Origin of the sequence: Kribbella sandramycini (assembly GCF_013131805.1) — a bacterium.
GTDB classification, from domain to species: Bacteria; Actinomycetota; Actinomycetes; order Propionibacteriales; family Kribbellaceae; genus Kribbella; species Kribbella sandramycini.
Window position 1 is genome coordinate 189839 of the sequence record NZ_JABJRC010000010.1, and the last position, 17306, is coordinate 207144.

A 17306-nucleotide genomic window follows, 5' to 3' on the forward strand; every position below is an offset into this window, starting at 1 on the left:
ACCATGCGTGCACCTGTCTGCCGTCACAGGACTGAGCCTGGATCGCGCTGCCCGGTTGGGATGGGCTGGTCGCCGCGTGGGTACCTGACTGCCGTGCAATCTCTACCGGATCCGAAGATCCTTTGTACTTCCTTTGTACTCCTGAAAACCCTTCCTGTGAAGGGGATACGGCGTCTTCATGGAGTTGATAAGAATGAAGCAAGCTTCAGCTTTGGGCTAGTCGACCGATGATCTGGAACGCCGCCTTGATGCCAGCAGGAATGCTCCGGCGGCGACTCCCGCGACCAGGCCGGCGGCGACCGCGGGCCGGCGGACCTCACGCAACCGGGAGCGCTCGGTGAGACCGACGGGCTGGCTGAAATCCAGTACCGGCCAGTCTCGGGACTGCGCCAGCCGGCGCAGCGCCTTGTCCGGGTTGACGGCGAACGGGTTGCCGACGGCCGCCAGCATCGGCTCGTCGGTGATCGAATCGGAGTAGGCGTAACTGTTCGCGAGGTCGTAGTTCTGGCTGACCGCCAGCTCGCGGACCGCGGTCGCCTTGTGCGGGCCGTAGGCGTACTCGGCGATCTCGCCGGTGTACTTGCCATCGGCAACTACCATCCGGGTGGCGACGACCCGGTCGGCGCCGAGCATGGCGCCGATCGGCTCCACCACCTCGGCGCCCGACGTGGAGACGATCACCACCTCCCGGCCGGCCGCGTGGTGGCCGTCGATCAGCTCGACGGCCTCCTCGTAGATCATCGGCGTGACGATGTGGTGCAGCGTGTCGGCGACGATCGCCTTGACGGTCTCGACGTCCCAGCCGGTGCACATCGCCGACAGGTACTCGCGCATCCGCTCCATCTGGTCGTGGTCGGCGCCGCCGAGCAGATAGACGAACTGGGCGTACACGCTGCGTAACACGGTCCGGCGGTTGATCAGCCCGCCGGCGTAGAACGGGCGCGAGAACGCGAGCGTGCTGGAGCGCGCGATGATGGTCTTGTCGAGGTCGAAGAAGGCGGCCGGCCGGGCCGGTCCTGAGGGCTGTTCGGCGGGCTCCATGAGGACGAGCATAGGCACCGCGAAGAAACGCCGAGGGGCCCGGGCTTTTGTGTTGGCCACTCGACGGTTAGACTGTTGAGCAGTGTGACAGTGACACTGGTCGCGAGCGGTGTTCCGCCGGCTGCGACGCTCGGGCAGACACACACTTGGTTGCAACAGAACTGAGATGTGTGGAGTTCGAACTCGGGGGGTACATACCTCCTGACAGTGGCAGACTGTCGCCTCCTGAACGGCCCCCGGCTCCTCCCCCCGAGCCCGTGGCCGAAGACGGCCCCCGGTCACCCCCCCGCCGGGGGCCGTCGCCTTTCCTCAGCCAGGTCGGCCCTTTCGCAGCTGATCGGCTCGTGTCGTTCCACCTGATGGTTCGCCATGGCGGCTGTTCGGCCCGCGATTTCCATCTGGAGTGGTCTCGGCCGGATCGGGTTTCACCGGGCGGAATCTGTACATTCTTCACTTTCCTGCCCGTGAGAGCGCGTTCACTTTATGCAGGGTCTTGACAATGTAGTTACGCAGCCACAGTTTGTAAATCATGAAACCGCCTGCGTACCGCCCCCAGGCAGCGGTCCTCTCCAGCCTGCTCGCTTTCGTCCTCGCCCTCACGGGCCTGACCCTGCTCTCCGGGACGGCGTCCGCCGCCACCAACCTCGTCGTCAACGGTTCCTTCGAGACCGGGACGCTCTCCGGCTGGCAGTGCACAGCCGGCAGCGTCACCGGAACTGCCCGCACCGGCTCGCACGCGCTGCAGTCGGCGCCCAGCGGTTCCGACATCGGTCGGTGCAGCCAGTCCATTCCGGTCCGGCCCGGTACGGCGTACACGCTGTCCGCCTGGGTGACCGGCTCCAACGTGTACCTGGGTGTCGACGGCGGCCCGTCGACCTGGACGACCAGCAGTTCGTGGAGTCAGCTGACTGTCCCGTTCACCAGCGGTGCGTCGGCCACTTCGGTCACCATCTATCTGCACGGCTGGTACGGCCTCCCGCCGTTCCAGGTGGACGACGTCGTCCTGGACGGCCCGGGTGGGACGCCGGACACGACGCCCCCGACCACTCCGGGTGGGCTCACCGTCGGTAGTCCCTCGTCGAGCACCCTGCAGCTCAACTGGTCCGCCGCGACCGATGCGAACGGCATCGACCACTACGACGTCGTCCGGGGCTCGGATGCACCGCAGAGCGTTGGCAACGTCACGAGCTGGACGGCGACCGGGCTGAGCCCGACCACGACGTACAGCTTCAAGGTGCGCGCATGCGACCCGAGCGGCAACTGCTCGCCGTACGGCGCGACTGTGTCCGGTACGACGACCACCGGGCCGACCAACCCAGGTGGGAGCCTGCCGAAGCACGTGCTGACCGGGTACTGGCAGAACTTCAACAACGGCGCTGCCGTCCAGAGGATCTCCGACGTGCCGGCGGCGTACGACCTGATCGCTGTCGCGTTCGCTGACGCGGACCCTGCTCGCCCGGGCGGTATCACCTTCACGCTCGACAGCGCCGGGCTGAACGGCTACACCGTCGCGCAGTTCAAGGCTGACATCGCTGCGAAGAAGGCGGCCGGGAAGCGGGTCATCCTGTCCGTCGGCGGTGAGCGCGGCACGATCTCGGTCGGCAGCGCGACCGCGGCGACGAACTTCGCCAACAGCGCGCTGACGGTGCTCCGCGAGTACGGGTTCGACGGGATCGACATCGACCTCGAGAACGGCGTCAACGCGCAGTACATGGGGCAGGCGCTCCGCAGTCTGCACAGCCAGTTCGGCAGTGGGCTGATCATCACGATGGCGCCGCAGACGATCGACATGCAGAGCACGTCGTTCGAGTACTTCAAGCTTGCGCTGGCGATCAAGGACATCCTGACGATCGTCAACGTGCAGTACTACAACTCGGGCGCGATGAATGGCTGCAACGGACAGGTGTACTCGCAGGGCTCGGTCGATTTCATCACCGCGCAGGCCTGCATCATGCTGCAGAACGGTCTGCGGCCGGACCAGGTCGGCCTTGGCCTGCCGGCATCGACTCGGGGCGCCGGTAGCGGTTATGTCTCGCCGACGATCGTCAACAACGCTCTGGACTGTTTGGCGCGTGGGACGAACTGCGGCAGCTTCAAGCCGAGTACTACCTGGCCCGCGCTGCGCGGTGCGATGACGTGGTCGACGAACTGGGATGCGACGAACGGTAACCAGTTCTCGAACACAGTCGGCCCACACATCGACGCCATGCCCTGATGCACAACTACCGCCCCGCTCCGGTGCTGGAAGCGCTCGGTGTCTGCTCGGAAGACGAGCAGCTCTACCGGGCGCTTCTGGCCCGCCCGGAGTCCACGACAACCGACCTGTCGGTTGAGACCGGCTGGCCGGTCACTCGCGTCGGCCGGCACCTCCGGTCCCTGCTTGTCCTCGGTCTGGCCTCCCGGATGCCCGGGCGGCCTGCCCGCTACGTACCGGCTGTGCCGGAAGCCGCGGTCGAGCTACTCGCGCTGCGCAAGCAGGCGGCGATCGTCCAGGCCAGGCTCGGTGCTTCCGTACTCACTGCGGAGTTCCGGGCTCGGCATGACGCGTTCACGGTCATCCGTGGTGCCGAAGCGGTCGCGCAGCGCTTCCATCAAGCGCAGCAAGCCGCGCAGGCCGAAGTGCTGGTCCTGGATCGCCCGCCGTACGTCGTCGTCCCGCTGGAAGCTCGTCGGGCACACGGCGTCACCTATCGGACGATCTTCGATATGGCATCGCTTTCGGAGCCCAGCGACCTGGTTGCCGCTCGGGCCACCGGTTGCCGGATGCTGCGCGATGTCCCGCTCAAGATGCTCGTGGCTGACCGTCGTACTGCCCTTCTGCCCACCAGCCACGACATAGTGGTCGAACTGGGCCCGTCCACGCTCCTGGACGGCCTGCTTCGCCTGTTCGACGTCCTCTGGCACCAGGCCACCCCGCTGACGCCGGTGCCCGTTGACGGGCCTCTGACCCCCGAGGACCAGCAGCTTCTGTCGTTGGCCGCCGCGGGCCTCACTGACCAAGCGATTGCCCGCCGCCTCGGCGTCGCCCAGCGCACCGTCGAACGGCGCATGCAACGCATCCTCAAAGCCCTGGATGCCACCACGCGCTTCCAGGCCGGCCTCCGAGCCGGCCAACGGGGCTTGCTTGGGTAGCGGCTCAGTCGGTGACGTCGGCGACCGTGGCGTTGAGGGCCTTGTTGAGGTTTTCGGCGTCGACTGTGATGCCGGTGCCGAAGTCACCGCCGCCGATCGAGATGGTGCCGGTGATGCGTTCGTCGGAGATGACCGGCCAGGCTTGGGTGCTGCCGAGCGGCGTGATGGTGCCGCGGAGGTAGCCGGTGACGGCGAAGGCGGTGTCCTTGTCGGGCATCGACATGCGCTTGACGCCGAGGAGCGTGCGCAGCTTGGGCCAGGCGATCTCTCGGTCACCCGGGACGAGGACGAAGCGGTAGTCGTCGTCGGCCAGCCGCACCACGATCGTCTTGATCAGCCGGGCCGGTTCGATACCCCGGGCGGCGGCCGCCTCCTCAAGGGAGTTCACCGGGCCGTGCTGAGTCACTTCGTAGGTCAGTCCGAGCTGGTCAGCCGCTTCCGTCGCCTTGGTCACCGGTCCAGTCTAGGAACCGCCCGAAGTAGCAGCGTCAACACCAGTGCGACAGCGAACAGCACGCCCGCCTCCAGGGCGACACCCGGCCAGCCGCCATGGCTCCACGCCGTACCGGCGAGGCCGCCGAAGGCCGAGGAGCCGAGGTAGAAGGCAAACAGATACATGCTGGACGCCTGACCGGTGCTAACCCCGGCCGCGTGGGCCCGGGCCGGCACCCATCCGCTCGCCACGCCATGCACCGCGAAGAAGCCAGCGGTCATCACAGCCAGGCCCGCAACGATCATTGGCAGCGGTGCGGCCAGAGTGATCGCGACACCGGCCAGAGTGATCAAACAGCCCACCGGTACGACGGCACGTCGGCCGTGGCGGTCCGCCAGCGTGCCTGCGGTCGCGGACCCGACCGAGCCGAGTAGGTACACACAGAACACCAGTCCGGCCGCACCCGCGCTCAGGTGATACGGCTCGCCGGACAGCCGGAAGACGGCGCCGTTGTAGACGGCAACGAACCCACCGACAGCCGTAGCGGCGATTCCGTACAACGCCAGCAGCGCTGGATCTCGGAGTACTCGCAACTCCTTGGGGTGCGCCGAACCCGGACGGAAGTTGCGTGAGGCCGGTAGCAACCACCAGACCACCGCAGCACACAGGACGCCGACGATCGCGATTCCGGCGGCTCCGAAGCGCCATCCGCCGATGTCGGCCAGACCGCCCGCGACCAGTCGACCGGACATGCCGCCGACCGCCGTACCGGCGATGTAGAGGCCGCTCGCCCGTGCGTGACTGCTGGCGTGCACCTCCTCGCGGAGATAGGCCATCGCCACGGCTGGTAGCCCTGCCATCGCAATACCTTGTAGCCCGCGTAGCGCGAGCAGCGTGTGCCAGGTGGGTGCGAAGGCGGTGAGGAGTGCGAAGAACGAGGTGGCTGCGACCGACCAGCGCATCAACGTCGTCCGGCCGATCCGTTCGGACCACGGACCGGCGACCAGTAGCGCGAGACCGAGGCCGAAGGTCGCGAACGAGACGCTGAACGCGCTCTGGCCGGGGGAGACCTGGAAGTCGTCGACCAGCTCGGGTAGTAGCGGTTGGGTGCTGTAGAGCAGTGCGAACGTCGCCAGGCCGGCGGCGAACAGCGCGACCGACAACCGCCGGTACTCGCGTTCGCCCGGCCGGTAGCCGGTGCTGACGGCGACGGACTGGGACATGTCTTCGACGGTGCCACGATCCGTGCGATACGTAAAATGTCGATCTCAGTGGAGATTGATACGATTTCCGCATGCATGTCGAGGATCTGCGCTGGTTCGCCGTCCTGGCGGAGACCGAGCATCTCACCGCGGCGGCCACCGCACTGGGGACCAGCCAGCCGAATCTGTCCCGCTCGCTCCGCCGGGTCGAAGACGGTTTCGGCGTCCCGCTGTTCGAGCGGGAACACCGTGGGCTGCGGCTCAATCCGTACGGACGCATCGTGCTCGAAGCGGCCCGGGCGGGGATTGCTGCGGTCGACGCGGCGCAACAGCGGATCGATGCGCTGCTGGACCCGCAGTCCGGGACAGTACGGCTTGCCTTCCTGCATTCGGTCGCCTCCAGCCTGCTGCCGGATCTGCTCAAGGCCTACCGTGCAGCCGGCCCGAATGCCGAGTTCGCTCTCCGCCAGGGCGCCGGGCACGACATCATCCACGACCTGGAGAGCGGTGATGCCGAGATCGGCATCATCTCGCCACGGCCGGATGCGGATCGCTTCGGCTGGTACCTCCTTGAGCAGCAGCGCCTCGCGCTCCACGTCCCGCCCGGCCACCCGCTGGCGTCGCGGCGTCGGGTCGAGTTGGCCGCGGCCGCAGACGAACCGTTCGTCGGGCTCCAACCCGGCTTCGGTTTCCGGCGTATCAGCGACGAGCTGTGCCGCGCAGCGGGTTTCACACCCCGGCTGGCCTTCGAGGCCACCGACCTGACCACGATTGACAGTCTGGTCGGTGCTGGGCTCGGTGTGGCTGTTCTGCCATCCAGTGCGGTACGTGGTGGTGACAGCGGGGCAGTCGCGGTACCACTGGCCGGCGTACAGGCCCGGCGAGAGATTGGAATGATCTGGCGGCTGCAGGCGTCGCTGACACCGGCCGCAGAGCGGTTCCGGACGTTCGTCCGGTCTCGGCCCGTTACTTCGACCTGAGTACGGCGGGTGCCCCTGACGAGCACCCGCCGTTCCGATCAGGTGGTGGTTAGAACCCTGCGGTGATGCGGGTGAACTCCCAGTCCGGCTGGGCGATTCCGCTGCAGTTGGAGACCACACCGCCGCCGGCGCAACCGCGGTCGCGGTTCACCGACCAGAAAGCCAGCCGGGACAGGCCGTTCGTCTTGGCCCAGTTGGTGATGTTCTGCCAGGTGGCCGTGGTGGTCATCTCCTGCTGGTCGGACAGACCGTTCATCCCGGAGATGCCCTGATGCGCGTAGGCCTGGGCCGTCGTCCACCCGAAGACGGACTTGAGCTTGTTGTTCAGGCCCACCGACGCGTTGACGGTGTCGTTGTAGATGTTCGAGCTGCCGAAGTCGAACGGCATCAGCGTGAAGACGTCGATATTCGCGTTCAGCGCCGCCGCCCGCTCGATCAGCCGGTTGCCGTAGTAGTTCGGGCCGGTGGTCGAGGTGCCGAAGGTGAGGATCGTCTGGATCCCCGGGTTGTTCTGCTTGACGATCTTCAGCGCGTTCAGGATCCGGTCCTGGACGACCTCGTTCTCGAACTCGTCCGAGTTCTCGATGTCGACGTCGATCGCCTTCAGGCCGTAGGCGTCGATGACCTTCTGGTACGCGCCGGCCAGTGCCTCCGGCGTGCTGCAGTTCGGGCCGAGCTTGTTCCCGCTCCAGCCGCCGATCGACGGCACGATGTCGCCGCCGGCCGCCCGGATCTGTGCGATCGCGGTGGCATCCGCACTGCCCTGCAGCGGGCGAGCGCCGTCCCAGGCCGGGTTGCAGCCGCCGGACGACAGGATGAACGCCATCGTGAACCACTTGATCCCGGTCGCGTTCATGACGGTCTGCGGGTTCGGCGGGTCACCCCAGCCCATGTAGAGGTACGGCGCGGCCCGCCGCGACCCGACCGGGTCGGTACCGGTCTTGGTCGTCACCGACACCGAGCTGCTCTTCGGGCCCTCGCCGGCGCTGTTCGAAGCGCTGACCTGGTAGCTGTAGCTGGTGTTCGCCGTCAGACCGGAGTCGGTGTACGACGTACCGGTGGACGTGCCCACCTTCGAGCCGTTGCGGTAGATGTTGTAGCTGGCCGCCCCACTGGCAGCCGTCCACGACAGGCTGATGGTTGCGGCTGTCGACGTACCGGACAGGCCGGTCGGCGCACCGGGCAGCGTGACCGGTCCGCCACTGCAGGAGCCGCCGTTGACCCGGCACGCGCTGATGCCAGCGAAGTTGCCCGGGGTGCCGTTGAAGCCGAAGGTGACGCTGGCGCCCGGTGCCAGCGGACCGGCCCAGGTCGGCGGCGTGAACGTGTGCGTCTGGCCGCTACTGCTGCGGACGGCGTCCCACGAGCTGGAGATCGAGTAGCCCGACGGGAAGTCGAGTGCGACCGACCAGGTGCTGACTGCGCTCGTGGTGTCGTTCTTGACGGTGACCTTGCCCTCGAATCCGCTACCCCAGTCGGACACCTTCAGGAAGGTCGCTGTCACACCGGCCGCGTTGGCGACCGGGGCGACGAGCAGTGCGAGTACTACTGCGGTGACGGCGGTGAGCGCCATCGAAATGCGTTTCATGTTGCTCCGATCAGTGGGCGGTACGTGATCAGACCCGGCCCCAGAGTGCGGGGACGTTCGGAGGCTCCCAGCCGGTCAGAGTGGTGTGACCCTGAATGCACTTGTAGGTAAGGCCGTTGTAGCTCACCAGTGCGCCGGTCGCGTACGTCGTGTTGGGCGCCCACGGGGTAGCCGTTGGGGGCGTGGGAGTCGGGGTGGGAGTGGGCGTCGGCGTCGGAGTGGGCGTCGGTGTCGGAGTGGGCGTCGGAGTGGGCGTCGGGGTCGGCGTAGGACCGTCACAACCGGGGGTCGTCGCGTTGACCGCGTTGACGACGTGGTTGAACAGAGTGACGCCCGCGTCCAGGGCCTCCATCGAATACATCATTGCGCCGGCCAGACCCTTGCAGTGCGCGTAGTCGGCCTTCGCCTTGATGGACTGCTGGTTGTCACCGGTCCAGAACGTGCCGTTCCGGTAGAACCACGACGACTTGGTGGTCTCGTCCCAGAACGTCGTGGACGGGTTGTCGACGAAGCCGGTCAGCTCCTTGTAGAAGGAGACGCCAGGGACGTTCCCGCTCAGCGCATGCCCGTCGGCCGGGCCGGTCGCGGTCTGGTACTTGCCGTTGGCCGTGCTGGGCACGCCCTTCCAGCCACGGTAGTAGAACGGGTAGCCGATGGTCAGCTTGTTCGCCGGGAAGCCACCGGGGATGCCGTACGCCGGGTCGCCCTGCGTCCACGCCTTGATCGCACCGTCGACGGAGTACTTCGCCTGTCCCGGCGGGATCGGCGTACTCGGGTCGTCGGGCGCCTGGTAGAGCGGGTCCTGGAAGTTGGTCGGCCCGGTGGCGTCCCAGCCGCCGTGCATGTCGTACGTCATCACGTTGTTGTAGTCGAGGTACTGCCCGATCTGGTCGGTCTCGATCGTGGCGATCTTGTCCTGGCCCGCCGGGGTGGCCGCGGTCAGCCAGTAGCGCTTGCCGGTCTGGCTGCCGTACGCGTCCAGCTGGGCGCGGAACTCGGCCAGCAGCAAGGTGAAGTTCCGCTTGTCGGCGGGGCTGTAGTGGTTGCCCACATGGCCGTTCGGCGAACCGGGGTACTCCCAGTCGAGGTCGATGCCGTCGAAGATGCCGGCCGCGCTGCCCGCGCCGCCGAAGCCGTCGATGACCGGCAGGTTGCCCTTCAGGAACATGTTCACGCAGGACGACACGAAGGTCTTCCGCTTGGCGTCGGTGGAGGCCGCGTCGGAGAAGTACTTCGAGTACGTCCAGCCGCCGATCGAGATCAGGATCTTCAGATTCGGCGCCTGCGCCTTCAGCTTCTTGAGCTGGTTGAAGTTGCCCTGGATCGGCTGGTTCCACACGTCGCCCACACCGTCGACGCTGATGTCCGCGCCGTACGACTTGCCGTAGTCCGCGAACGCGTCGCCCGCGCCGTCACCGGCGTTCGGGTTGTTCTCGTCCTGGGACGCGGCCTTGTTGGCCATGAAGCAGGTGTGGTCGGTCGGGTGGATGTTGGCGAACGCGTAGTTCAGGAAGTCGAGCTTCCCGGCGGCGCCGGTGGTGAGCAGGTTCTTCGGGTAGAAGCCGTTGGCGTAGATCCCCCATTGGGTGAAGTACGCGGTTTTGATGCCGCCACTCGCGGCGGCCGGAGCGGCGGCCGCCGCCGGCGCGATGTTCGCGGCGGTCGGCAGCTCGGCACTCGCCAGCGAGACGCCGGCAGCGGTGACGAGAGCGGTGGCCGCGACGGCGGCAGTGGCTGTGAGCAAGCGCATTCGACTACTCATGGGCGGTCCTCCGGAACTGGGCGGGGAGCGAAAAGCGGTCCGGTGAAAATTAGTTAAAGACGCTTCGAAAGGAACGGTAACTGTTTCCGCCCAGTTGGTCGCGGGCTCGTCGTGGCGGATTCCCGCTGCTGACGGAAAGCCGACAACACCGTTGTCCACAACCTCGAGATCACCCGTCCGGCACCGGCCCGGTAACGGCATGTTCTTGGCATGAACACTTCGCCGCCGCCCTTATCGGTGCTCATGGCAACTACCAACGAACAGCTGCTCGACGACCTGCTCCGGCTGGCCGCCGCGGCCTCGATCACCCCGCTCGTCGAGCGCGACCTGCACGGGTTGCGCCGCAGCTGGCATGCGTGTGCGCTGGTGATCGTCGGCGATGATCTCGCCGCCGCAGCGGCCCGCGTGGCGCCCGCCCGGCGTACCGGTGTGGTGATCGCCGGTGCCGGCCCCGCGGCGGATGAGCTGTATCACCACGCTTTCGACATCGGCGCGGACACCGTGTTCCGGTTGCCGGGTGACGAGGCCGCGTTGGCCGGCCGCCTGATCGACACGTTGGACGGCGGCGTCCGCGCGGCGGTCACCCTTGCCTTCGTCGGCGGTTGCGGTGGCGCGGGCGCGACGACGTTCGCGACCGCGGTCGCCGTCATCGCCAATCGCCGCGGGCTGCGCGCGATGCTGATCGACGGCGATCCGTTCGGCGGTGGGATAGAGCTTGCCCTCGGCATCGAACAGGACGCCGGGCAGCGGTGGCCTGATCTCCTCAATGCCGCCGGGCGAGTGAGCGCGACGGCGCTGCGCTCCGCGTTACCGGCCGCTGACGGGTTGCCGGTGCTCTCCTGGGATCGTTCCGAGGTCACGGTCCTGCCGCCCGAGACGATGAGTTCGGTGCTGAACGCCGCCCAGCGCAGCAACGACCTGGTAATCCTCGATCTCCCGCGGCGCGCCGATCCCGTCGTTCAGGAGGCCTTCGTCCGAGCGACGGCCGGCTTCCTGGTGGTGCCCTGTGACATCAGATCGCTGGCTGCGGCCAAGCGGTTGGCGACGCCGCTGGCGACGCTCTGCTCAGACCTGCGGCTGATCGCTCGCCAATCGCGCCGGCACACGATTCCGCCACCGGCCGCCGCGGCCCATCTGGCTCTGCCAGTCGCGGCCACGTACTCGGATGAGCCTGCGCTCGCCGTCGCGATCGACGCCGGCCATTTCGCTCCTCAACCCAAAGGATCCCTGGCTCGAGCAGCCACTGCCGTTCTGTCTCTCTTCCCCCAACTCGAGGTGCCAGGTGAACGTGACCCCCGAACTTCTCGACCGCGTCCGTGATCGGCTCGCCGTCACCGGCGCCGAGCCGACGCCCGCCCTGGTCGCGGCCGCGTTGCGAGCCGATGGCCGTGTCTACGGCGATTCGATCGTCCTCGCGGTCGTGGCAGCGTTACATCGCGAGGCAATGGGTGTCGGCCCACTCGACAGTCTGCTGGCCGAGCCCGGGGTCACCGACATCCTGGTCAACGGTCCGGACGAGGTGCATATCGACCGCGGCGCCGGTCTCGAGCGCGTCTTCGTGCGGACCGGTGATGATGCCGCGATCCGCCGGCTCGCGACCCGCTTGGCCGCCGCCGCGGGCCGTCGGCTCGACGACGCCACGCCGTACGCCGACGTCCGCCTGCCGGATGGCACACGCTTCCACGCGATCCTCGCGCCGATCGCTGCGCCCGGGACGTGCCTGTCCCTGCGCATCCCCGCCCGCAAAGGTTTCACTCTTGAGTCGCTGATCGCGGCCGGCTCGCTGCCGGCCGATGGCGCGCAACTCCTGCACAACCTGCTCGCCACCCGTAAGGCCTTCCTGATCAGCGGCGGCACGGGGACCGGTAAGACGACCTTGCTCGCGGCGCTGCTCTCCGCCGTCGACCCGGCCGAGCGGATCGTCGTCGTCGAAGACGCGGGAGAGCTCCGCCCCGACCACCCGCACGTCGTCCGCCTCGAAGCCCGCCCGGCCAATGTCGAGGGCGCCGGCGAGATCTCGCTCCGCGCCCTCGTTCGGCAGGCGCTGCGGATGCGACCGGATCGGCTGGTGATCGGCGAGGTCAGAGGTCCGGAGGTCGTCGATCTGCTGACCGCGCTGAACACCGGCCATGAAGGTGGTTGCGGCACGATCCATGCCAACTCGCCCGCCGACGTCCCTGCTCGGCTCGAAGCCCTGGGCGCGTTGGCCGGTCTACCGCGCGACGCCGTCCACAGCCAGGTCGCCTCGGCCCTCCAGGCTGTTGTCCACCTCACCCGCCTGTCCAACGGCGTCCGCCGGATCAGCTCCATCCATGCGCTGCATCGGCTCCCTAGTGGCGAGGTCGTTACGCGCCCGGTGGCCGACTTTCCTGCGAACGCCCCGACGACCTTCCATCCGCCGGCTGCGCTCTTCGCCGGCGCCGCATGACCAGACTTCTCGCGGTGCTCGCCGCTCTGCTGACTCTGCACCTCGTCTTCCCGCCCCGGCCCGATCCACTCCGCCGGCTCACCGCGCCGCGCGGGCGTCACCGCTCCCGCCCACATCCTGCGATCCTGATCGTCCCGGTCGGGATCCTCCTGCTCGCCCTCAGCCCCCAAGTCCTGGCGATCGTGGCCGCAGTCGCCGCCGTCGCCGCCCTGGCCCACTCCCAGCGAACTCAACACGTACGCCGAGCCGCCGCGACCCTCCGACGGACGACCGTCATCGAGGCGCTCGACGTACTCACTGCAGACCTAGCAGCCGGGCGCCCGCCAGTTGACGCTCTGGCCGGCGCGGCCGGTATCGCTCCCGAGCTGGCGGCAGTCCACACCGCCGCGAGACTGGGCGCCGACGTCCCTGCCGCGCTGAACCAAGTGGCGCGATCCCCAGGGGCCGAAGGGCTCCGAGCCCTCGCCGCCGCCTGGCAGGTCGCCGAAGAGTCCGGCGCTGCCTTCGCCGCGCTCACCGAACGCCTCGCCGACTCCCTCCGAGCCGACGAATCCATCCACCGCCAAACTGCAGCCGGCCTGGCCGGTGCCCGAGCCTCCGCCCGGATCCTCGCGGCGCTGCCCCTCTTCGGTCTGGCCCTCGGCTACTCGCTCGGAGCCGACCCGATCATTTTCCTCACCAACACTCCGGTCGGCTGGCTCTGCCTGGCCGCCGGCCTCGCCCTCACCGCACTCGGCCTGCAGTGGACCACCCGGCTGGCCGCTACTCCTCTCTACCGCTGACTGTTGCTTATGACAACTATTCTCCTGGCGGCGGTGGCCGCCGCGACCGCGGTTGTTCTCCTCGTCCGTACTCCTCCCGACCTGCGCCGCCTCGCACCGCGCCCGGAACCGCGGAAGGGGCCACCCCGACCGCATCGGCTGGTTGCGGCGCTGGTCGCCGCCGCCCTCGTCATCCTCGTCCACCCACCGTGGGGGCTGCTTCCCGCAGCCGCCGCGTACTACGCCGTACCGCGCCTCCTTGCCCGCCTCGAACCCGCTGCCGCCAAACGCCGCCGAGCCGAGCTCGCGCGGGATCTCCCACTGGCCATCGATCTCTTGGCTGCCTGCCTCAGAGCGGGCCGCCCACCCCAACAAGCCCTCACCACCGTCGCGGCCGCCATCCACGGCCCGCTCGCCGGCCTCTTCGCCGAGATCGCCCACCGCCTCACTCTGGGCGCCGACCCGCAGACAGCCTGGTCGCTCCTACGCGCCGAGCCGCCCTGTATTCCCTTTGCCCGCGCCATCGACCGCTCGCTCAGCTCAGGCGCGCCACTCTCCCGAACCCTCGAACGCCTCGCCGACGACACCCGTCAGTCCCGTCACCACCAAGCCGATCAGCACGCCCGCGCCATCGAGTCCAGAGCCGCGCTCCCACTCGGTCTCTGCTTCCTGCCCGCCTTCGTCCTGCTCTCCATCGTCCCCACCATCGCCGACGCGCTCGTCCCCTACCTCGGCCCGCCCTAAAGATGCCCAGAGCAACAAGTTGTCCACAGGTCGCGAACTCACCGCGAAATCACCCACCCGACAACTGCATCTTCTCCACAAGAACTCCCGCCAACGACCCACCCCCTGGAGGTCACCGTGCCCAAGGCCCTCGTCATCCGCCCCCGCCGCAACCCGCTCCGCCGTCGATCCGAACGCGGCGCCGCAACCGCCGAGTACGCCGTCAGCATCGTCGCCGCCTGCGGCCTCGGCGGCATCCTCGTCGCCCTACTCAAATCCGAGGTCATGATGAACGCCCTCAAGGCGCTCATCAACTACGCCCTCAAGCTCGCCGGCGTCGAAGGCATCCAACTCTGATCACCCGTCGGCGGCCGGCACCCCCGGCCGCCACCCAACAAGGCGCCGTCACCGTCGAGCTGGCCCTCACCCTCCCCCTACTCCTAACCCTCCTAACCGCCTCCCTCTACACCCTCTCCCTCCTGACCACCCACCTCCGCGCCGTCGACGCCTCCCGAGACATCGCCCGAGCCCTAGCCCGCAACGAACCCCCAGAAACCATCCGCCACCTGACCCAAACCCTCCCTCCCCCCAACTCCACCGTCACCCTCCAAACCACCCCCACCATCCGAGTAACCATCCACTCAACCCCACCCCACCCCTTCCCCCTCCTCCCCACCCCCACCACCAAAGCCCAATCCACCCTCCACCCCGAACCCCCCAACTAACCCCACCCCATCCCCCGAACCCCCAGGAGCCCCATGCCCAACTACCTGATCCCCCAGCCGCCCCCCGCGAACCCCGCGCCTCCCGCGTCCGCCGCGAACCCCGCGTCCGCCGCGAACCCCGCGTCCGCCGTCCCCGCTCCTGCCGGGTCCGCAGCGCCCGCCGAGCTTCCCGCGCTCGCCGAGTTCGCCGCGTCCGCAGCGTCCGCCGACCCCTCGAACCCCGTGGCTGCCGTGCCCGCCGCGAACCCTGCGCCTTCCGCGCCTGCCGCGCCTGCCGGGTCCGCCGTGCCTTCCGTGCCCGCCGCGCCTGCCGACCCCGCGCCTGCCGCGCCTGCCGGGTCCGTCGGGTCTGCCCCGTCCATCGTGCCTCCCGTGCCCGCCGACCCCGCGAACCCCGCACCTGCCTGGTCCGCCACGCCTCCCGCGTTCGCCATGCAAGCGGGGGCCGCCGCCGTCCGGCGTGCCGTCGGTTGGCTCTTGGCTTCCCGTCGTTGGCGACGTGTGCGTGGGGAGGATGGGGCGGGGAGTGTGGTCGTGCTGGTGGGGTGCCTGGTGTTGGCCGTGGCGGTGGTTGGGGGGATGGGGTGGGCGGCGGTGTCGGTGGCTCGGCATCGGGTGGGGGCGGCGGCTGATCTGGCGGCCTTGAGTGCGGCGTACGCCGTCGGTGCGGATCCGTGTGGGGTGGCGGCGCGGGTGGCCGCGGCGAACGGCGCGGTGCTGGCGGAGTGCGTGCCGACCGGGAGCGAGGTGACAGTTCGAGTCGGGTGCGAGGTTCGGCTGCCGTGGGGCTTGGCGACCCAGGTGATGGGCCAGGCTCGGGCTGGTCCGGGTGCAGCGGGGTGACCGGCTGCGCGAGGTCGTGGAGAGGTGGTGGCGCCACCTCGGTGGCTGCGGGGAGTACTGAAGCGGTCGCGATCTGGTCGCAATCTGATAGAGATGCCGCGTTGATCTGGACTGAGCGCGGCGCGTCACTCCATGATCTGGTCCGATGTCCTGCCCACCTTCCCGGACGCACTTCCCCGGCGCCCGGACGGTTACCCCGGAGGCCCGTGTGCCCGACCGCATCCGGCTGTTGCTGGTCGACGACCAGATCCTCAGCCGAGGCGTGCTCAGAACCGGTCTGGAACGCGAGCGCGATCTGGAGATAGTTGCCGAGATCAACAGATCGGACGACGTGGTCGGCGCTGCCAAGCGGCACCGGGCGAATGTCGCGCTGCTCGACACCACCGGTCCGGGGACGGCGAGCCTCGCTGTCACCACCGAGCTGCGGACGTCGATCCCGGAGTGCCGGGTCGTGATGCTGACGACGTACGGGCGTCCGATCCACCTCCGGCGTGGTCTGGAGGCGGGCGCCAAGGGGTTCGCGTTGAAGGGCTCCCCGGCCCCGCAGCTCGCGGACGCCGTCCGTCGGGTGCACCTCGGGCTTCGCGTGGTCGACGCGAACCTCGCCGCCGAATCGCTCAAGTACTCCGAGACGCCACTCGACGACGGCGAGACCGACACCCTGCGCGCCGCCCGCGACGGCGGCTCGGTCGCGATGATCGCCCGCTCGCTGCACGTCTCCGAACGCGTCGTCCGCCGCCGCCTCTGGTCCGCCATCGGCAAAACCGGCGCCCGCACCCGCTCCGACGCCATCCAGATCGCCGAACACAACGGTTGGCTCCTCGACTGACGGCCTGACCAGGTGGGCACACTGTCCAGATGAGTACTCCGAAGCAGCAGGTCGTGGTCGTCGACGCAGCGAACGTGATCGGCTCGCGCCCGGATGGCTGGTGGCGCGACCGAGCCGGCGCCGCCCGTCGCTTCGTCCTCAAGCTCGCCGAACTGAACGCCAAGCTCCCCGACACCTCGATCGTCGTCGTCCTCGAAGGCGCCGCCCGCCGAGCCCTCCCAACCCCCGACGCTCCCGACGCCCCCGACCTCGGCGACCTGCGGGTAGTCCTCGCGTCGGGCTCCGGCGACGACACCATCACCGCAGTCACCGCCGACCTACTCACCCCCACCAACCCCCCACCCGTAACCGTCGTCACCGCCGACCGCGGCCTACGCCAACGCGTAGAACCCCTAGGCGCTCAAACCACCGGCCCCACCTGGCTCTGGACCCACCTGGACAACCTCTAGCCACCCAAACCAGCCCGCACCCACCCCATGTGCCGCCTCACATGCCGACGCCGCACGCGTGCCCGCCGCGTCCCGGGTTCGTGCGCCTGCTCCGTGGCCTGGTCATGCGCCCGTTCTGTGCGTCGGCCTCGTTCGCCCACCTCGTGGGCCCGTCCCGTGCGCCTGCCCTGGGCATCCGTTCGGTGCGCCCGCACCACGTGCCCCGGCTTATGTTCCTGTGTGCCTGTTGTGCGGCCTAGCGCCGTGCGCCTGCTCCGTGCACTCACCTCGTGTGCCTGCCCCTTCGGCGCACCCGCGTCACGTGCCCGGCAGGTTCGCCTGCGTGCCTGTTGCGTGCCCCGGCCCGGTGCGTCGGCTCCGCGCCGTCCTCGTGCGCCTGCTTCACGTGCGCGGACCGCGCCCGCCTCGTG

At 68.8% G+C, this 17306-nt stretch carries 17 protein-coding genes; 12 read left to right on the plus strand and 5 right to left on the minus strand.

Annotation, left to right across the window (positions count from 1 at the left end; translation table 11 throughout):
- Nucleotides 1-216 precede the first annotated feature (216 nt).
- Nucleotides 217-1041 (minus strand): HAD family hydrolase, encoded by an 825-nt coding sequence (locus HPO96_RS32930; RefSeq protein ID WP_238355755.1) that lies wholly within the window; start codon nucleotides 1039-1041, stop codon nucleotides 217-219.
- 529 nt (nucleotides 1042-1570) lie between these two features.
- Between HPO96_RS32930 and HPO96_RS32935 the strand changes: the two genes are divergently transcribed.
- Both HPO96_RS32935 and HPO96_RS32940 read left to right on the plus strand, forming a co-directional pair.
- Entirely contained in the window at nucleotides 1571-3256 is a 1686-nt protein-coding gene (locus HPO96_RS32935) for a chitinase (protein WP_171678307.1), read from the plus strand.
- Complete coding sequence (locus HPO96_RS32940; RefSeq protein ID WP_171678308.1) at nucleotides 3256-4173, plus strand: helix-turn-helix domain-containing protein; 918 nt, start codon at nucleotides 3256-3258, stop codon at nucleotides 4171-4173. Before HPO96_RS32935 ends, HPO96_RS32940 begins: the two co-directional genes overlap by 1 nt.
- A gap of 4 nt (nucleotides 4174-4177) precedes the next feature.
- On the opposite strand, the gene HPO96_RS32945 is transcribed toward HPO96_RS32940, so the two are convergent.
- Together HPO96_RS32945 and HPO96_RS32950 are read right to left on the minus strand one after the other, a co-directional pair.
- Nucleotides 4178-4627 carry a YbaK/EbsC family protein gene (locus HPO96_RS32945; RefSeq protein WP_171678309.1) on the minus strand — a complete coding sequence of 150 codons (450 nt, stop codon included), beginning with the start codon at nucleotides 4625-4627 and terminating at the stop codon, nucleotides 4178-4180.
- Entirely contained in the window at nucleotides 4624-5829 is a 1206-nt protein-coding gene (locus HPO96_RS32950) for an MFS transporter (protein ID WP_171678310.1), read from the minus strand. The genes HPO96_RS32945 and HPO96_RS32950 overlap by 4 nt, the downstream gene beginning before the upstream one ends.
- A gap of 71 nt (nucleotides 5830-5900) precedes the next feature.
- On the opposite strand from HPO96_RS32950, the gene HPO96_RS32955 reads away from it, so the two are divergent.
- On the plus strand, nucleotides 5901-6788 hold the full coding sequence (locus tag HPO96_RS32955) for a LysR family transcriptional regulator (RefSeq protein ID WP_171678311.1): 888 nt from the start codon (nucleotides 5901-5903) through the stop codon (nucleotides 6786-6788).
- 49 nt (nucleotides 6789-6837) lie between these two features.
- Here the strand turns inward: HPO96_RS32955 and HPO96_RS32960 are convergent, their stop codons facing one another.
- A complete protein-coding gene (locus HPO96_RS32960) occupies nucleotides 6838-8376 on the minus strand; it encodes a cellulose binding domain-containing protein (RefSeq protein WP_171678312.1) in 1539 nt (512 codons plus the stop codon).
- Between the two features lie 28 nt (nucleotides 8377-8404).
- Entirely contained in the window at nucleotides 8405-10138 is a 1734-nt protein-coding gene (locus tag HPO96_RS32965) for a glycosyl hydrolase family 18 protein (protein WP_238355756.1), read from the minus strand.
- 210 nt (nucleotides 10139-10348) lie between these two features.
- Here HPO96_RS32965 and ssd point away from each other — a divergent pair, with 210 nt between their 5' ends.
- The 9 genes from ssd to HPO96_RS33005 all read left to right on the plus strand — a co-directional run bounded on the left by ssd (nucleotide 10349) and on the right by HPO96_RS33005 (nucleotide 16896).
- Entirely contained in the window at nucleotides 10349-11458 is a 1110-nt protein-coding gene (ssd, locus tag HPO96_RS32970) for a septum site-determining protein Ssd (protein ID WP_171678313.1), read from the plus strand.
- A complete protein-coding gene (locus tag HPO96_RS32975) occupies nucleotides 11421-12566 on the plus strand; it encodes a TadA family conjugal transfer-associated ATPase (RefSeq protein ID WP_337796910.1) in 1146 nt (381 codons plus the stop codon). The genes ssd and HPO96_RS32975 overlap by 38 nt, the downstream gene beginning before the upstream one ends.
- Nucleotides 12563-13348, plus strand: coding sequence for a type II secretion system F family protein (locus tag HPO96_RS32980; RefSeq protein WP_171678314.1), 786 nt, complete (start codon nucleotides 12563-12565; stop codon nucleotides 13346-13348). Before HPO96_RS32975 ends, HPO96_RS32980 begins: the two co-directional genes overlap by 4 nt.
- Before the next feature lie 9 nt (nucleotides 13349-13357).
- Nucleotides 13358-14071 carry a type II secretion system F family protein gene (locus tag HPO96_RS37695; RefSeq protein ID WP_202886697.1) on the plus strand — a complete coding sequence of 238 codons (714 nt, stop codon included), beginning with the start codon at nucleotides 13358-13360 and terminating at the stop codon, nucleotides 14069-14071.
- Nucleotides 14072-14188: 117 nt separating this feature from the next.
- Nucleotides 14189-14407 (plus strand): DUF4244 domain-containing protein, encoded by a 219-nt coding sequence (locus HPO96_RS32990; protein ID WP_171678315.1) that lies wholly within the window; start codon nucleotides 14189-14191, stop codon nucleotides 14405-14407.
- Nucleotides 14407-14775, plus strand: coding sequence for a TadE family type IV pilus minor pilin (locus HPO96_RS39945; protein ID WP_420371481.1), 369 nt, complete (start codon nucleotides 14407-14409; stop codon nucleotides 14773-14775). Before HPO96_RS32990 ends, HPO96_RS39945 begins: the two co-directional genes overlap by 1 nt.
- A 432-nt stretch (nucleotides 14776-15207) precedes the next feature.
- Nucleotides 15208-15618, plus strand: a complete 411-nt coding sequence (locus HPO96_RS32995) for an Rv3654c family TadE-like protein (protein WP_184999657.1) — start codon at nucleotides 15208-15210, stop codon at nucleotides 15616-15618.
- Nucleotides 15619-15826: 208 nt separating this feature from the next.
- Nucleotides 15827-16447, plus strand: a complete 621-nt coding sequence (locus HPO96_RS33000) for a response regulator transcription factor (protein WP_337796911.1) — start codon at nucleotides 15827-15829, stop codon at nucleotides 16445-16447.
- Between the two features lie 29 nt (nucleotides 16448-16476).
- Complete coding sequence (locus HPO96_RS33005) at nucleotides 16477-16896, plus strand: hypothetical protein (RefSeq protein ID WP_171678318.1); 420 nt, start codon at nucleotides 16477-16479, stop codon at nucleotides 16894-16896.
- Nucleotides 16897-17306: the final 410 nt, after the last annotated feature.

What these genes read in the sequence shown, in the direction of transcription:
- HPO96_RS32955 (WP_171678311.1), top strand. Translation starts at nt 5,901, where the DNA reads ATGCATGTCGAGGATCTGCGCTGGTTCGCCGTCCTGGCGGAGACCGAG.
- ssd (WP_171678313.1), top strand. Translation starts at nt 10,349, where the DNA reads ATGAACACTTCGCCGCCGCCCTTATCGGTGCTCATGGCAACTACCAAC.
- HPO96_RS33005 (WP_171678318.1), top strand. Translation starts at nt 16,477, where the DNA reads ATGAGTACTCCGAAGCAGCAGGTCGTGGTCGTCGACGCAGCGAACGTG.
- HPO96_RS32980 (WP_171678314.1), top strand. Translation starts at nt 12,563, where the DNA reads ATGACCAGACTTCTCGCGGTGCTCGCCGCTCTGCTGACTCTGCACCTC.
- HPO96_RS32950 (WP_171678310.1), bottom strand. Translation starts at nt 5,829, where the DNA reads ATGTCCCAGTCCGTCGCCGTCAGCACCGGCTACCGGCCGGGCGAACGC.
- HPO96_RS32995 (WP_184999657.1), top strand. Translation starts at nt 15,208, where the DNA reads ATGCAAGCGGGGGCCGCCGCCGTCCGGCGTGCCGTCGGTTGGCTCTTG.
- HPO96_RS37695 (WP_202886697.1), top strand. Translation starts at nt 13,358, where the DNA reads ATGACAACTATTCTCCTGGCGGCGGTGGCCGCCGCGACCGCGGTTGTT.
- HPO96_RS32930 (WP_238355755.1), bottom strand. Translation starts at nt 1,041, where the DNA reads ATGGAGCCCGCCGAACAGCCCTCAGGACCGGCCCGGCCGGCCGCCTTC.
- HPO96_RS32940 (WP_171678308.1), top strand. Translation starts at nt 3,256, where the DNA reads ATGCACAACTACCGCCCCGCTCCGGTGCTGGAAGCGCTCGGTGTCTGC.
- HPO96_RS32935 (WP_171678307.1), top strand. Translation starts at nt 1,571, where the DNA reads ATGAAACCGCCTGCGTACCGCCCCCAGGCAGCGGTCCTCTCCAGCCTG.
- HPO96_RS32960 (WP_171678312.1), bottom strand. Translation starts at nt 8,376, where the DNA reads ATGAAACGCATTTCGATGGCGCTCACCGCCGTCACCGCAGTAGTACTC.
- HPO96_RS32965 (WP_238355756.1), bottom strand. Translation starts at nt 10,138, where the DNA reads ATGAGTAGTCGAATGCGCTTGCTCACAGCCACTGCCGCCGTCGCGGCC.